The 11,911-nt window shown below is 59.3% G+C and carries 13 protein-coding genes; 9 read left to right on the plus strand and 4 right to left on the minus strand.

Features of this window, described 5'->3' with window-relative positions:
- Positions 1 to 11: 11 nt before the first annotated feature.
- Together VNZ65_RS15990 and VNZ65_RS15995 are read right to left on the minus strand one after the other, a co-directional pair.
- Complete coding sequence (locus VNZ65_RS15990; RefSeq protein ID WP_325670699.1) at positions 12 to 1,286, minus strand: alginate lyase family protein; 1,275 nt, start codon at positions 1,284 to 1,286, stop codon at positions 12 to 14.
- Between the two features lie 129 nt (positions 1,287 to 1,415).
- Entirely contained in the window at positions 1,416 to 2,681 is a 1,266-nt protein-coding gene (locus VNZ65_RS15995) for a glycosyl hydrolase family 18 protein (RefSeq protein ID WP_325670701.1), read from the minus strand.
- A 1,129-nt stretch (positions 2,682 to 3,810) separates the two neighbouring features.
- Here VNZ65_RS15995 and gltS point away from each other — a divergent pair.
- From gltS to VNZ65_RS16010, 3 genes are all read left to right on the plus strand, one after another.
- Positions 3,811 to 5,016, plus strand: a complete 1,206-nt coding sequence (gltS, locus tag VNZ65_RS16000; RefSeq protein WP_325670703.1) for a sodium/glutamate symporter — start codon at positions 3,811 to 3,813, stop codon at positions 5,014 to 5,016.
- A 445-nt stretch (positions 5,017 to 5,461) separates the two neighbouring features.
- Positions 5,462 to 6,265 carry a DUF7164 domain-containing protein gene (locus tag VNZ65_RS16005; protein ID WP_325670705.1) on the plus strand — a complete coding sequence of 268 codons (804 nt, stop codon included), beginning with the start codon at positions 5,462 to 5,464 and terminating at the stop codon, positions 6,263 to 6,265.
- A gap of 63 nt (positions 6,266 to 6,328) precedes the next feature.
- Entirely contained in the window at positions 6,329 to 7,000 is a 672-nt protein-coding gene (locus VNZ65_RS16010; RefSeq protein ID WP_325670707.1) for a class I SAM-dependent methyltransferase, read from the plus strand.
- Positions 7,001 to 7,036: 36 nt separating this feature from the next.
- On the opposite strand, the gene VNZ65_RS16015 is transcribed toward VNZ65_RS16010, so the two are convergent.
- Positions 7,037 to 7,828: a substrate-binding domain-containing protein gene (locus tag VNZ65_RS16015; protein ID WP_325670709.1), complete on the minus strand. Its 792-nt coding sequence runs from the start codon at positions 7,826 to 7,828 to the stop codon at positions 7,037 to 7,039.
- A gap of 135 nt (positions 7,829 to 7,963) precedes the next feature.
- On the opposite strand from VNZ65_RS16015, the gene VNZ65_RS16020 reads away from it, so the two are divergent.
- The 4 genes from VNZ65_RS16020 to rarD all read left to right on the plus strand — a co-directional run bounded on the left by VNZ65_RS16020 (position 7,964) and on the right by rarD (position 9,997).
- Positions 7,964 to 8,443 (plus strand): OsmC family protein, encoded by a 480-nt coding sequence (locus VNZ65_RS16020; RefSeq protein ID WP_325670711.1) that lies wholly within the window; start codon positions 7,964 to 7,966, stop codon positions 8,441 to 8,443.
- A gap of 29 nt (positions 8,444 to 8,472) precedes the next feature.
- Complete coding sequence (locus tag VNZ65_RS16025) at positions 8,473 to 8,721, plus strand: DUF1272 domain-containing protein (protein ID WP_325670712.1); 249 nt, start codon at positions 8,473 to 8,475, stop codon at positions 8,719 to 8,721.
- 120 nt (positions 8,722 to 8,841) lie between these two features.
- Positions 8,842 to 9,045 (plus strand): hypothetical protein, encoded by a 204-nt coding sequence (locus tag VNZ65_RS16030; protein WP_325670715.1) that lies wholly within the window; start codon positions 8,842 to 8,844, stop codon positions 9,043 to 9,045.
- A gap of 43 nt (positions 9,046 to 9,088) precedes the next feature.
- Complete coding sequence (gene rarD, locus VNZ65_RS16035) at positions 9,089 to 9,997, plus strand: EamA family transporter RarD (RefSeq protein ID WP_325670717.1); 909 nt, start codon at positions 9,089 to 9,091, stop codon at positions 9,995 to 9,997.
- Between the two features lie 22 nt (positions 9,998 to 10,019).
- Here the strand turns inward: rarD and VNZ65_RS16040 are convergent, their stop codons facing one another.
- On the minus strand, positions 10,020 to 10,442 hold the full coding sequence (locus VNZ65_RS16040) for an ACT domain-containing protein (protein ID WP_325670719.1): 423 nt from the start codon (positions 10,440 to 10,442) through the stop codon (positions 10,020 to 10,022).
- Between the two features lie 127 nt (positions 10,443 to 10,569).
- Here VNZ65_RS16040 and VNZ65_RS16045 point away from each other — a divergent pair, with 127 nt between their 5' ends.
- Positions 10,570 to 11,283, plus strand: a complete 714-nt coding sequence (locus tag VNZ65_RS16045; RefSeq protein WP_325670721.1) for an HAD family hydrolase — start codon at positions 10,570 to 10,572, stop codon at positions 11,281 to 11,283.
- A 54-nt stretch (positions 11,284 to 11,337) separates the two neighbouring features.
- A partial coding sequence (locus VNZ65_RS16050) for a glutathione S-transferase (RefSeq protein ID WP_325670723.1) occupies positions 11,338 to 11,911 on the plus strand: 574 nt, incomplete at its 3' end.

Consider the following 11,911-nt stretch of genomic DNA (forward strand, 5'->3'; position numbering starts at 1 on the left):
CGTGACCGGCATCATTTTGCGGGGCTGCCGCCGTGCGTCAGGGTTTCCAGGACGACGTCGTGCAAATCGTCCGGGACGGCTTGCGGCCGGACATCATTGACCAGGTGCTTCAAGGTCTGCGGCAGGGCAACGCCGAGCCGGTTGTGATAGGCGTTGTAGGCGCGTTCCATGGTGCCTTTCAGCACCGGGATATAGCTGCCGTCGCACAGTCCAGGGAAGCCGGCGGGGATGGGAACGCTATCGGTCTGGGAGGTGTTGCGTACGCCTTGCAGCATGCGCGCATGGTATTCCAGCGCCGTCGTCAGGCGCGCCTGCATGGGCGTGAACAGATCAGTGCCCTGGATGTAGGCGGTCTCGGCGCCGTTGAAGGTCGCCGCCATGCCAAGCTGTACGTGCTGGGTATCGCGGCAAGTCTCTTGCGAGACGCCGCTGGTGGCTGCGTTGAAGACGCTCTGTCCGTTCCAGTTGCTCGGGCTGCCGCTGAATTTCACCGGCGCGCCGCCATCCTGCGTGTAATTGTAGAAATAGGCCGGTACCCATTTTTTCCACAAGGCGATGGCTGACGTGAACAGCGCCTTGTCTTCGGTGAATACGGCGATGCCGAGCATGCCGTCGATCATGCTCAGCTCCCAGTTGCCGTTCTTGCCGGCGCCCTGGTTGTTGTTGATGTAGGGCAGGTACTGGGTGGTCAGCATTTTTTGAAACGCAGCGACATCGGCCGCTGCCCAGCCGCTATAGGTATAGCGGATGATTTCTGCCGCCGCCGGCCATTTTTCCGCGGTCCATGCCGATTGCAGCGGTGCGTTGGAATTTGTATGCCCGCCGCTCAAGTTGCGCGCATAGGCGTTCATGATGGCGATCGCATTCTTGGCGTAGGTGGCGTTACCCGAGATGAACCACAGCAGCGCCTGGGTGTAGGCGGCCGCGGCATCGCTGTCTTCGGTCGAGCAGCCGTGATCCGGCACTGAACCGGAGCCGCATTCGATCACGTGGCTGGCCGGTGGCCCTTGCACCCGGTAGCTGAGCGATCCTTGCGCCGTGTTTTTGGCCGCTTCATAGGCCGAGGAAAAGGGCTCGGCGCCGGCATTGACCTGGCTCTTGATGTAGTTCAGGCGTGCAAGGTCGACCAGCACGCCGGGATGCTTGAAGGTGGCCGCAGCGGCTGCTGGCGCGGTATTCAGCTGCGCCGCTTGCGAGAGGGAATCATCGGCGTTTGCTTGCGCCGCCGCATGGACGAGGGAAAAGGCGGTGGCGATGGCGAGATATTTGACGGAGGTGGTTTTCAAGACGATTCCAGTCGAAAGTAGGCTTCCAGTTTCAGAGAAGCGCCGCGGGAAGCAGCGCGCAAGCAGGGCTTGCCGTTCCCGGCTGCTTGCCGGGAACGGATACGCCGATGCGGTCGATGACTGCGTTGCCTAGAAGCCGAGCGCAGAGAGGAACTTGTTGGTGTAGCCCAGGGTTCCGGCCTTGCCGTAGTTATTGCAGGTGTCGGAGGAATTGTTGTCCGATTTCGCCGGGGCGCAATCGCGGTCGCGCGAGAACGACCAGAAATGCACGCCGCCCAGTTTCTTCGACAGGACATAGCTGGAAACGGTAGCGGCATCGGCCAGGGTAAAGGTTTCGGCTATGCTGTCGTTGCCGCCGATCATGGGCGTCACTTCAATCTGGCTGTAAGGGACTTGCCAATGGTTGTGCAGGCTCTCGGCGGCGCTGATGGTCGATTGCCCCATATCGCATTTGCCGCTGCTGTTAAGCGTGCATAGCGCGGAATTTTCTTGCCCGGAATTGGCGAAATCCATGGTCATCAGGTTCACGGTGTAGTTCTTCAAGCCGTAATTCTGGATCGCTGTCATGACCTTCACGCCCATGTCGCCCAGGCTCTGGCTTTCATTGCCGCCATCGGTCGCCAGCGTAAAGCTGTAGCGCAGGTTGGGATACGCCGCCTGCGCTGCCGCCACCCGCGCGACCAGGTTGTTGATGTCGCTCTGGGTCTGGGTGTTCTCGATGTCGAAGTCGATGCCGAGCAGGTTGGCGCTGTAGTAGGTCTTGATGAATTTGGTGAAATTGGCATCCGAGGTGCAGGTGAAATTTGCGCCGGCGCCGCCGGTGGAAACGATGTACTTCTTGCCGGCGCTGACGAAGCTGGCCACATTGGCCTTGGCAAACGCCGCGGCCGATACGCCGTTCCAGTTTTCGCTGCCGCAGCTGCCGGTGGCAAATGCCCAGGTCACTGCTGTCAGCTTGGCCGGCATGGCCTTGAGCAGGGTTTGCGAGCTGCCGGTCACGGCCGTATTAAGCTGGTCGCCGCCGGTGTCGCCAGAGTAAAAGTAGGGGCTGTAGATGAGCCCGCTCGAGGGTGGCGGCGTCGACGAACCGCTGCAGGTGGTCGGCTGCCAGTACCAGGTGCTGATGGTCGGATCGGTGCCGTCGCTGCCGTTGGTGCCCGCGTTCACTTCTTTGTAGAAGGCGCCGTTGGCCGGATACTGGACGATGGCGCCGATCGCATAGTTGACGCCGGCAGTCCAGCTGCTGTACTGGCAGCTGGCTGCCGGCGTTGCGTTCGCAACAGCTTGCGCGCTGGCCGCACTGGCCCCCGCGACACCTTGCAAGCTGGCGCCGTGCGCCGCCAGGGCTGTGTAGGAAAGACAGATTGCCAAGCCTTTTATCATCTTCAGTTTCAATTTCTTCTCCTGGGTAGAGTGAAGCGGCTGGTGCAGCACGGTGCGCTGCCTGTAGCCGCGATGTGAAATCGTGTCAAAAACTGCCGCAAACAACCGCGCCTGAGGAGGGTGGGGTGTCCGCAGATGTCCGTTTAATGGCGGAATACCAATTGCAATGAAATGGCAGAAGCTGGAAGCGAGAAGGCGAAATTTCCATATGGAAATATCTTGTTGATGGACTTTAGGGACCCGAAAAGTGGTTGTCAACCTGTATCAAAGTGGTATTAGCATATAAAAATATTGCTTCTATCCCGGTTTTTCAAATGCACTCATAAACCATTGTTTGGATTGGTTTTTGTTTAAGTCATCCGACCTGTTGTTTTTGCAAGTGGTCTTGCCGCTATTTTTGAGGGATGGAAAGGAAATGCCGAGATATATGGGGATTTCTGAATGAAATGGCTTGCTGGCTTTTTTTGGAGCCATTGGTGGAGCAATGATTAATTGTTTTTTTAATTAGTGATCACACGACATGCCGGCGGATTTTGACAAACGACGCGCCTGCCGGTGGGCGTAGAAACGTGGCCGCTTTACGGCGTTGTGGCATTTCAGCCTTGAAATGCAAGGCAGGGATTTTGTTGATTGTCCTGTCAATTTTCTGTCATGATTTGAGCCGAATCCTTCATGCGGCATGAGAAATGCTAAGCTGCGCTGAGAAATTTTCCTGCCCTGACGAGGGGTAGCGAAACATGGCGGCAGGCGATCCTTGTCGGCATGCAGTGCGCTGAATATGATGTTGCCTTGTCAACGAAATTGTGACAGCATTGGCCCGGCATTTTCGCCTCGCTTCAAACCGCATGCTTGAAGCGTGTCATTGATTTTTATTGGCAACCCTGGCATTTCTGCCTTCTCCCCGGCACGACTCTGCACTGAAATAATCCGAGGTGTAAGCGATGCAAGTGGCAATACGTTATTCTTAACTATTGCTGCATGGTAATTTTGTTGCCGAATTTAAGCAGATGCCTCACTGCGCAGGGAGGCCGCAAGTGCGGCCGTGGGTGCAGCCTGCCTTGCATCCGTCCCGGCAGTGAAGGCCGTCCTGCAAAGCGCCGTTGCCGGCGTCGATACATGTTTAAGAAACGAAAGGAAATAGATGATTAACTTGGATACCCTGGAAACATTAGTCGCAGCATCGCTGGTCTTGCTGTTGGGACGCAAGCTGGTGTCTTCTTCCTCGCTGCTAAGAACCTACAGCATTCCCGAACCGGTGGTTGGTGGCTTGCTGGTGGCGTTGCTGCTGTTCGGTTTGCGCAGTTTTTCCAGTGTCCAGGTGCAGTTCGACAATACCCTGCAAGGGCCGCTGATGCTGGCTTTCTTCGCCACCATCGGCTTGAACGCCAATCTCGCCAGCCTGAAGGCGGGTGGCCGCACCCTGGCTTTGTTCCTCGGTGTGGTGGTAGGCCTGCTGGTCCTGCAGGACGCCATCGGCATCGGCATGGCCAAGCTGATGGGACTCGATCCGCTGATCGGCTTGCTGGGCGCATCGGTGACTTTGTCGGGCGGCCACGGCACCGGCGCCGCCTGGGGTAAGGTATTTTCCGAGCGTCATGGCCTGGTGGCGGCGACCGAGATCGCGATCGCCTGCGCCACTTTCGGCCTGGTGCTGGGCGGGCTGATCGGCGGGCCGGTGGCCGGTTTCCTGGTCAAGCGCGTCAAATTGCCTGGAGTGCAGACGGCGCCGGTCGATCACACGCCGCTGAGCTTCGAGCAGCCCAAGGCGGAGCAGCTGATTACGCCGCAAGCCTTCATCGAAGCCCTGGCCCTGATTGCCGTCAGCCTCTCGGCCGGCACCTTCATCGCCAGTCAGCTGAATGGCACGGCGTTTGAGTTGCCGACCTTTGTCTGCGTCCTGTTTGTCGGCGTGGTGCTGAGCAACGGTCTGTCGCTGCTGGTCGGCTACAAGATTTTCGAGCGCGCCATCCTGGTACTGGGCAATGTCAGCCTGTCGCTGTTCCTGGCGATGGCGCTGATGAGCCTGCGCCTATGGGACCTGGCTTCGCTGGCCTTGCCGGTGCTGCTGATCCTGGCGGTGCAGGCAGTAGCGATGGCGGCCTATGCGGTTTTCGTGACCTTCCGCGTCATGGGCAAGAATTACGATGCGGCGGTGCTGGCGGCCGGCCATTGCGGCTTCGGCCTGGGCGCGACGCCGACCGCGATCGCCAACATGCAGGCGGTGACCGACCGCTTCGGCCCGTCGCCGCTGGCGTTCCTGGTGGTGCCGATGGTGAGCGCGTTCTTCATCGATATCGCCAACGCGATCGTGATCAAGCTGTTCCTGGCTTTGCCGATCTATAACTGACTCTTCTGGCGGCGGGGCGGCAGGCATTGCCTGTCGCCCGTTCACGCTGCCATCCCGGCTGTTTTCAATGCTGTCTTCAAGTATGGAAATGAATCCGCAACGGCTTCTTTCTTCAGACTCGCATTGTTTCCATCATTAACCGGTTCGCATATCCAGCTCCGCCGGATGAGGCAGCTCTGGCATCGCAATCCCTGCCAGAGCTGCCGTTCCCGGCTTGTCCGCAATGCGACAAATTCCAATCCGAAGCAGATATAAAGCCGTGCGCTTGCCTTGTTGCTATTGAAATCAATTAATATATATTCCTTCAGTATCTGGCATCGCCGGATGCAGGCTTGCTGTCGATTCTGTATTGTTGATTGAGGGATGTGCGATGGATTTAGGTGTGCTGGTATATGTTGACAACAGGGCGGAAACGATAGAGGAATTTCATTGGCTCTACAAGAGCATGATTTATTCCGGTCTGTTTGCCCGCGCGGAGATTATCGCTGTCTGCCATCCGGACGCCATCGGCGCGTTGCCGGCGGATGCGCGAATCAAGCTGCTGCCAAGCGCGCCTTATGCCGACAGCCATGGCGAATGGGCCGGTTATGGCTACATCAATTCGGTTGCAAATCTATGCCAGCCGGAAGTCCTTGATCTGTGCAAAAAATATCAATACATACTGAAAACCGACTGCGATACCTTCGTCACCTCCGCAATGGCTGATTTCCGTCCGACCGGGTTGTGTTTCGGATTTGGCGCTTACGCCTATACCGAAGAAGTCCGCAAGAAATTGGTTGAATGTAGCCTGCGCTGGGGTTTTCCGCATTCCGGCGTGCATAACGTCGGCGCCTCGCTGCTTGGGCCAAGCGAATTCGTCGGCAATTTTGTTACCGCCCAGATGGACTATTGCCAGAAACTGCTGGATGAGGAATTCCGCGACTTCGAAGGCAGCTGGCCTGGCTGGTGCAAGAACGTCCTCACCATGTACGCCGGAGAGCTGGCGCTGCGCCGCACTTATCCGCAGCGCTGTTCGCAGGGTTTCCTCGATCATTTTCCGCACGCAGGCCGCAGCGTGGGCAGCGACGTCCTGCATATCCATGCGTGGCATACCGAGGAATATTGGTCCAAGCGCGATTTCCGCGCCGGTAAATATGCTCATATGCCGCTTGATGAAATCGACAGGAATACGCTTGCCGGCTATTGCCACTGGCTGGCGGCAGCCAGTGTCGAGCAGGTGCAGGCCAGCGTTTCCTCAACCCCCGGCTGAGCTGCCGCGATACATTCTCAAGCGCATTCCGATAATTCTTTTTATTCAGTCAGGATATTGATCATGCCATTTTCCGCGAGTTCTTTTGACGAAGTCAGCGCTGCGCTGCTTGCTGCGCTTGCACCGGAGCGCATCCTGGATATCGGTTGCGGCGAGGGCAAATACGGCCGCCTGGCGAAACAGGTTTTGCCGCAAGCCGTAGTGGAGGGCGTGGAAATAGAACGCAGCTACGTAGAGCGATTCGGCTTGCAGAATATATACTCGCCGCTGCATGTGATGAGCGCGGTCGATATTCCTGCCACGATGACTGATGAAATGTTCGATTTGACCATTATCGGCGACTGTATCGAGCATTTGCCGAAATCGGCGGGGCTGGATCTGCTGAATTTCCTTACCTATCGCTCTGCTTATACGGTGGTCGTCCTGCCTGAGGCGGCGATTCAGAATTCGGTCGAGAATGTCCGCTCCGAGGCGCACATATCGGTATGGTCGGAACGTGATTTTTCCTGGCACGACAACTGGGCCTGGGCTCAGGTGTGGCAGATGCAATACTACATTTTGCGCGGTTATGCGCCGGCGAAAATCAGCCTTGCCGATCTGATCGCCAGCCTGCATGCCCGCCAGTTCACGCTGCATTACGATACCGTCCAGGTTCCGCTGGCCTTCAACCATGTGAACCACACCAAGCTGTACCCGGGCGCCGGCGGCGGCAGTGTCTATTGGCGCCAGCAATAGCCGGGCTTGCGCTATCGGGGTTGATGGCCTGCTTTATCAGGGCGATGATGGCAGAGAGTCCAGGCCGCTGTCTCGTATCGCTTCATGCGCTGCCGGCGAAGCCAGGTAGCGGATCAATTTTCTGCCGGCCTCTGGATGCAGGGCGTTACTGGGAATGCCGGCGGCAAAGGTGGTGATGCTTTGCGCCTGCTCCGGGATTCTGCCGGCAAAATCGACGCCGCTCACCGGCAGCAGCTCGCTGACCTGCTGGAATCCCAGTTCATATTCACCCTTGGCCACCAGGCTGGCGACCGGGATTTTTTGAATCATGCGGGCCTTGCTCTTGACCTGCTCTTCGATGCCGAGCAGCTTGAACAGCTTGCTCTCGATATAAACACCGCTGGCGCTGTCCGAATAGGCGATCGATTTCGCATTCAGCAAAGCCTGGCGCAAGCCGTCCATGGTGCTGATGTCCGGTTTTGCGGCTCCTGCCTTGACCACCATGCCGATGCGGGAATCGGCCAGGTTCTGGCGGCTGTCGGCGCTTACTTTTCCTTGCCGAATCAGATCGTCCAGGGCATAGCCGACCATGATCACCACGTCGGCCGGCTCGCCGCGCTGCAGCCGGTTGGGGATCGCCTCAGGTGCGGCGCCCATGGACGGCCCCCAGGCTGTGTTCAGGGTGTCGCCGCTGGCCTGTTCAAAGCCGGGCGCGAGCGCCTTGTAGGCGGCGCTGAAACCGCCGGAATTCATGACGTCGATCCGTTCCGCGGAGGCGTTCCCCGGGCTCAGGGCGATGGCGAGGATAGCTGCTGTCAGGTAGCGGGGAAAATGAAATTTGGATTGCATGGCGAGTTTCGGTGGATGACGGTCGCGACCAGGATTTTCAAAATCCGATGCGAGGATATATCATTCGGGTCTGGTACAGACACACTACCGTGTTCCGCAAAAAATTTCTAGGCAAACCAAAACCAAGGAAAATTCATGTCTACGCATATCGCTACCGTCGCATGGGAGCGGGGCGCCGCCGCCTTTGTCGATAACCGCTACAGTCGCGCCCATCAGTGGCGCTTCGATGGCGGTGCGGTGGTGCCGGCCTCCAGCTCGCCGCACGTGGTCAGGGCGCCTTTGTCGGATCCGGCCAACGTCGATCCCGAAGAGGCCTATGTCGCCGCGCTGTCCAGCTGCCACATGCTGTGGTTCCTGGATATCGCCAGGAGTGCCGGCTACCTGGTCGAGCGCTATGTCGATAACGCCCAGGGCCATATGCAGCGCGGCGCCGACGGCAAGAGCTGGGTGGCGCTGGTGGAGCTGCTGCCGGCCGTGACTTTCGGCGGCGCCAAGGTGCCGGACGATGCGGCGCTGGAACAGCTGCACCACAAGGCGCATGAAGAATGCTTCCTGGCCAGGTCGGTCAAGAGCGAGATCACGATCCAGGGCAGCTGGAGCCATCAGGCCGGGTGAAATTCAAGAATTCAAGAAAGGAGATGGCCATGCTGTTGTTGAAACCGAATTGCGAATGCTGCGACCGCGACCTGCCGCCGGACTCGGCGGACGCGCGCATCTGCACCTTTGAATGCACCTTCTGCGTGAGTTGCGCCGACCAGCTGCTCAAGGGCGTATGCCCCAATTGCGGCGGCAATTTCGCCGCCCGCCCGATCCGGCCGCCGGCCATGCTGGCGCGCCGTCCTGCCTCGACCGAGAGATATTTGCGCGAGCAGCCCTGCCAAAGTCTCTCTTGAGGTACTGACCGGCCCGGAGGCGAGTAAAATACCGGCGGCAGAGAACTTGCCGCCGGCGTTTGGTCGCGGGCGGGTTTGTTGTCAGACTGCCACAACATGATGGTTTTGACTGGAAAAATAATGGCAAAGAAGAATGAAGAGCTGGATCAGGAAACGCTGGCTCTGATCAACTGGTGTATCGAAGTAGAAGGTTTCCTGGTCGCCGGCGGTGCAACGCTGGAACAGGCGCAGGAACATATCGAAGAGCAAGTGGAATGGTTCACCGACCAGTTTTACGACGGCTTGACGCCGGAGCAGGCTGCCAAAGAAGCGTTGGCTGATTGAAAGCCGCGATCAAGCCGGCTACTCTGACTCTGGGCCGGATGCAATGAGCCAGCATGAAATAGGGCGCGGCATCAGCCTCTCGGTTGGCGCATCGATGCTGTTCGCTCTGCTATCCGGCTATACCAGGCTGCTGGCGCCGCTCGATGGCCTGGATATCTTTGCCTGGCGCGTGGTGTGGACGCTGCCCGGCGCGCTGGCGCTGCTGTTCCTGCGGCGGCGCTGGCCGCAGGCGCGCGAGCTGCTGCAGCGCCTGCGGCGCGAACCGCTGACTTGCCTGATGCTGCTGGTGGTAGCGTCCCTGCTCGGCGTGCAACTCTGGATTTTTCTGTGGGCGCCGCTGCACGGGCGCGCGCTGGAAGTGTCGCTCGGCTATTTCCTGCTGCCCTTGAGCATGGTGCTGGTCGGCCGCTTCTACTATCACGAGCGGCTCGATGTCTTCCAATGGCTGGCGGTGGCTTGCGCCCTGGTGGGCGTGTTGCATGAGCTGTGGATGACGCGCAGCTTTGCGTGGCCGACCCTGGTGGTGGCGCTCGGCTATCCCCCTTACTTTATCCTGCGGCGCAAGATCAATGCCGATCCGGTGGCCGGCTTCGTCCTCGAAATCGCCTTGCTGCTGCCGTTTGCCGCCGCCATGCTGTATGCGCGCGATTCCCTGGCGCTGGTAGCGCAGCAGTCCGGCCTGTGGCTGTTGCTGCTGCCCGGCCTGGGTTTGCTCAGTACAGTGGCGCTAGGCCTTTACCTGGGCGCCAGCCGGCTGCTGCCGATGGCCTTGTTCGGCATCCTCGGGTATGTCGAGCCGGTGCTGCTGGTCGGCGTTGCGCTGGTGTTCCTGGGCGAAGCTTTAGCGCCGGGCCAGTTGTTTACCTATATCCCGATCTGGTGCGCGGTGGCGCTCACCGCCGTGCACAGCGTGCGCCTGTTGCAGAAGGAAAGGGCGCTGCGGCGCCGCTGATTTGATGCGCTGTCAGGCAGCGCTATCCAGCGCGATTGCCGGCATGGCGCCGCGCCAGTGCATTCAAGGCGGCCAGGGCTTCGGCGGCGCGTGCGGCCGGCACGAAGATGTGATCGTGAAAACAGGCAGCCAGCACATTGGCGCTGATGCCGGCTTTGGTCAACTCGGCCGCCACCGCGGCAGTCAGCCCGACGGCCGCCAGGCTGGAATGGACGTTCAGGGTAATCATGGCGAACACGCCTTCGTAGGCCAGCCCGGCGCGCTCGGCTGCCTGTTGCGGCAGGACCAGCGTCAGGCCTTCCTGTTCCTGGAACGAGGCGACCGGCGCCAGCTCGGCATGCATGCCGTAGCGGCCTTCGGCAATGCAGCAGAAGACGAAGCGGCCGTCGCCGGCGCACGGGCTCATGGAGCCGAGCAGGGTGTCGAGATCGGTGATGGCGCTCATGGTCGGGGCTGATCGGGTTGGCGAGCCGCTATCATACCTGACAGCCGGGCGACGGAAGTCATCGTGCTGTCATAAGACTGCTATATGTTGACGTCAAGAATTGCGGCATCTCCTTGACGGATAGACAATGTACAAAAACAACAAGCGATTAATCATTCTCGATGCAGACGGCACCACCATCGACGCCTACAGCGCCATCGACAAGACTTTTTCCCGCCACGGCATGGAGATCGGCGATGAAGAAAGATTCCAGAAGCGGCGCCGCCTGTTCAAATATCTGGGCGGCCTGAAAGAGTTTCCCTCCAACCTGAAAAAGCAGATCGGCAAGCAGAACCGCAAGCAGCTGATTGCAACCCTGACCGAGGTTTACCGGGAAGAAGCCCGGCTCTACCCCGGCATCGCGGAACTGGTGCAAAGCCTGATCGCCGCGCCCGATATCGCGGTCGGCCTGGTGACGCGGAATATGACCAACGATCCGGAACAGACGCTGCGGCTATTGTTCCGGCGCCATGATATCGATCTCGACAGCTTCGATTTTTTCGCCCATGTGCCGCTGCATATGGAAAAGATGCAGGAATTCCGTTCGATCCGCGAACGCATGGACATCAATCCGGCGCGTGGCTACATCTGCGGCGACGAACACAAGGATTACCTGGCGGCGATCGGCTCCGGCATGCACCCCTTCATGGTGTCCTATGGCTTTGAGAGCCACAAGCGCCTGATCAAGAAATTCAGCGTGCCGGAAGAGATCATTTCCCGTACGCCGGAGGAGTTTTGCGGGCGGGTATCGCATGCGATGGGGCTGGAAACTCTGCAGGCTGCCGCAAGCCCGACGACCTGAGGGCGCCACTCCCTGTTAGAATTTATCTTCCAAGAGATAGAACGACGGGGACTCATGTACACACTCTATGGCTTCAAGCGCTGCGGCTCCGTGGCGGCGGAAATCGCACTGGAGTGGGCTGGGCAGCCTTACCGGCTGGTCGACGCCGCTTCCTGGGAACCTGGCTCCGCGGTTGACGAGCTGCAGCAATGCAACCCCCTCAAACAGATTCCCACCTTGCGGCTGGCGGATGGCAGCGTGCTGACCGAAAGCGCAGCGATCCTGCTGCATCTCGGACTCAGCCATCCTGCCAGCCGATTGTTACCCGATAACGAAGCGCGGCGCGCCCAGACTATCCGTGGCCTGGTGTTTATCGCGGCCAACTGCTACGCCGCCATCGGCGTGATCGATTATCCCGAGCGCTGGTGTGTCAACCTCGACGAGACAAGCAGGGAGCAGATTCGGCAAGGCGCGCACGAGCGCCTGTACAGCTATTGGGAAATCTTTGCCGATACCTATGCGGCTAGCCCGTTCCTGGACGGCGCCGAACCCGGCGCACTCGATCTGCTGGCGGCTGTGGTGTCCAAATGGTCAGGTGCGCGCACCCATCTGGCAACGGCCAGGCCGGCTTTCCTGGCGCTGATCGAAA

It is taken from the genome of Collimonas sp. (genome assembly GCF_035566555.1).
GTDB lineage: Bacteria > Pseudomonadota > Gammaproteobacteria > Burkholderiales > Burkholderiaceae_D > Collimonas.